The sequence below is a fragment of the Neobacillus soli NBRC 102451 genome (genome assembly GCF_001591665.1).
GTDB classification, from domain to species: Bacteria; Bacillota; Bacilli; order Bacillales; family Cytobacillaceae; genus Neobacillus; species Neobacillus soli.
The window spans coordinates 1-2,828 of the sequence record NZ_BCVI01000114.1; the positions used below are offsets into that span (position 1 = coordinate 1).

The window sequence follows — 2,828 nt, forward strand, 5'->3', positions numbered from 1 at the left end:
ATAGTTCAATAAGTATCCACTAATTAGTATTTTACGGTATAATTAAACTGAAAATTAAATAATTTCAGAAAGAGAGTTTATGGTATTAAATACTTTAGTGCCAGTATTAATATTACATAATAATTGTTGGCTTTGATTCCTATTGGTTAAGTTGGTTAAAGTGTTAAAAAAGTAAAAAAATGGGGGCGACTGTTCAATAAGAGCAGTCTCTTATTGTCAATCGTTTCAGGTGGATAGGAGAAGAAGGAATTTAATGGTTTCTGATGGGATTTATAGGTGGATATTAAAGTTAAAATACTACTCTAAGGAGGATGATTGTAGTGATATCCAAAATCTTTAAGCTTTTATCTATTTTAAGTGCAATAGCTTTGATTGGTTATACTATTTTTAGTTGGAATAAATCTACAAATCAAAGTATGTTAATCTCGCAATTACTTATGATGAGCATGTTAGTTTTCGGGGGAATAGACAATTTATTGAGTAAGAAAAATATAATGAAGGGAATGGGTATTATATTCTTGGCAGTTGCTATCTTTATCGCGGTTGTTTCGATTATCAAATACGGCTAGATAAAGGAACGATAGAGAATAACACAATATTTTCTCAGTTAAGGAAGTAATTGGAGTCATTAATTGTGAAACGTATCACTTAAACAAACGGGTGCTTTAGTTTAGAACAGGCTGCCATATTGGGGCTATTTCTTATCAAACTAACGAAATTCGTTAATTGAAGTTCCAGCTGCCATAATTGGCGGCTTTTTCTTATTGAACAAATGTCATGTTATAAAACATAAGGCGTTCGCTTGTTTTCATTTTTAGAAATAGTTTAAGCAAATCGCTGATTTTTGCTAACTATATGATGGTTGTCCAAGCCACCTTTATCTTAAGAAATATATATATATAGAGGGTTTTTCCCTCTAATATTCCAATAGGTGGTGAAAAAATATGTACGGATCATATGGTGGCGGTTATGGCTACGGTGGTGGATATGGTGGCGGCAGTACCTTTGTATTAATCGTAGTTTTGTTCATTCTGTTAATTATCGTACTGACTAGCGTCATTTAATCAACCAAACGGTATGAATTTGGGTGAGTAAAATCCTATTATGGAGGTGATATACATGGAAGAATTTAGACACGAACATAGAGAAAGAAACCCTTTTGCTTTAGTCGTTGTGTTGTTCGTTCTCCTTATCATTGTAGGAGCTTCTTTTATGATGGGCGGCTACTAAAGTGAACGGAACAAAGGGCAGGTTAAGTTAATCTGTCCCTTTGTTTATAGACTATTGAAATGAAAGGAGGATGAAATACACATGGTTTTTTTTCGTGATGACTTTAGAAGAAGACGTGAATTTGAATTTGAATTCGATAGAAGAAGACGTTTTCCATTTGAATTTGAATTTGAATTTGAGAGGAGAAGACGCTTTGAATTTGAATTTGAAAGAAGAAGACGCTTTGAATTTGAAAGAAGAAGACGCAGATTCTTTTAAGCACTAGATTTAAACAGTTTTTCCATGAGCCTACGGAAAAGAACAGTTGTCATCAAAAGCAGCTGTTCTTTTTGAACAAATTGAAAGTTATTAAACATAAGGCGTTTTTTACTTTAAGATTAGGCTGCTATAATTGGCGGCTTTTTCTTATCTAGCTAAAGGCGTTCGATCCTTTAATAGAAGGATTACATTTTTCTTATTCAAGTAACGGGCAGGTTGGTTTAACAAGAGTTGCCTAATCCGTAACCATAGCCACCACAACATCCGCCGTATCCACAATAACCAAACATTTTATAGCCCTCCTTTAGACTTACTCCTTACAATTTATGTTAAGAAATTAAGGATGGAAGGGCTATTTCACTAGGATTTTTTTTAGGACAAACTCATTTCCTTATTATGAAATATAGGCTTTGTAGCGAATTAGAAACGGAAGTTGCTACAAAGCCTATATTTTATTTGGTTTTGAATTTTTTAATAAATTGATTAAAAAAAGGGGTGATTTCTTTAATTAATGGTTTAAATTGATTAGATGTTTCGACTAACATATCGATGGTTTCCATAAGCATTTCAACATCCACATTGTTAAGAAGATTTTCTATCTGATTTTGAGTGGTTGGATCACTGTTCTGTTCTTTTCTCCTCGAGCCAAAAAACCATTCATCGATCCGATTAGAACTGTTATGGAAAGGTGAGCGTTCTTTTTGTTCTTGTGAATTATTTTCGTTTTCTTTGTAAGTTTCTCTCTGTTTACTGTTTCCAAACAGGAAACTTGAAAAAGGGTCAATTTCACCATTGGGCTTTTGTTTTTCTATATCATAATTCTCCTCCAATAACTTCTACTCCTCTCTTTTCAACTCTTTAAGATAAATTATGATTGGTTTTATACCGAAGTGTGGATACTTGTACTAAAAAAATAATGACTCTCCAAAAGTAGTTATTGAGATACTAAATTGCTAATCTTTCCTCCCCACGGGGGTTACTAGGGCTTTTTTGCCCTCTGCTGCATCTAGTATGAATCTATTACAAATTCTGGGTTATGTAGTGAATAAAAAAAACGCCTTAACTGGAGCCCTTTCTCTGTTAAAACCACATTTATTAAGTAGGACTAATGCAATGCTTATTATAGGCATCACCGTTTTTGGTCTCATTAATGAAGGAGAATGTGAAATATTGTACTTAAAGTAACGGGGGCTTTAATTTAAAAAAGGGTTGCAGCGGTGATCCTTTTTTTGTTATTGAGCTAACTGGCAGTTTAGTGGAAGAAGAGGTATTTTTAGAAGCGTGTTGAAATAATTAATATAAAGAGATAATTCAATTCAACATTTTTTGGGGGGAGAGTT

General features: G+C 33.3%; 5 protein-coding genes. 4 read left to right on the forward strand and 1 reads right to left on the reverse strand.

Annotated features, from left to right (window positions below):
- Positions 1-320 precede the first annotated feature (320 nt).
- From BSO02S_RS25860 to BSO02S_RS27405, 4 genes are all read left to right on the forward strand, one after another.
- Positions 321-569, forward strand: coding sequence for a hypothetical protein (locus tag BSO02S_RS25860; protein WP_066074888.1), 249 nt, complete (start codon positions 321-323; stop codon positions 567-569).
- Positions 570-944: 375 nt separating this feature from the next.
- Positions 945-1,064: a sporulation protein YjcZ gene (gene yjcZ / locus BSO02S_RS26745; protein ID WP_084375184.1), complete on the forward strand. Its 120-nt coding sequence runs from the start codon at positions 945-947 to the stop codon at positions 1,062-1,064.
- A 55-nt stretch (positions 1,065-1,119) separates the two neighbouring features.
- A complete protein-coding gene (locus tag BSO02S_RS26750; RefSeq protein WP_084375185.1) occupies positions 1,120-1,230 on the forward strand; it encodes a YjcZ family sporulation protein in 111 nt (36 codons plus the stop codon).
- A gap of 81 nt (positions 1,231-1,311) precedes the next feature.
- Complete coding sequence (locus BSO02S_RS27405) at positions 1,312-1,488, forward strand: hypothetical protein (protein WP_157081511.1); 177 nt, start codon at positions 1,312-1,314, stop codon at positions 1,486-1,488.
- Positions 1,489-1,940: 452 nt separating this feature from the next.
- Here the strand turns inward: BSO02S_RS27405 and BSO02S_RS25865 are convergent, their stop codons facing one another.
- Entirely contained in the window at positions 1,941-2,318 is a 378-nt protein-coding gene (locus tag BSO02S_RS25865; RefSeq protein ID WP_066074890.1) for a hypothetical protein, read from the reverse strand.
- Positions 2,319-2,828: the final 510 nt, after the last annotated feature.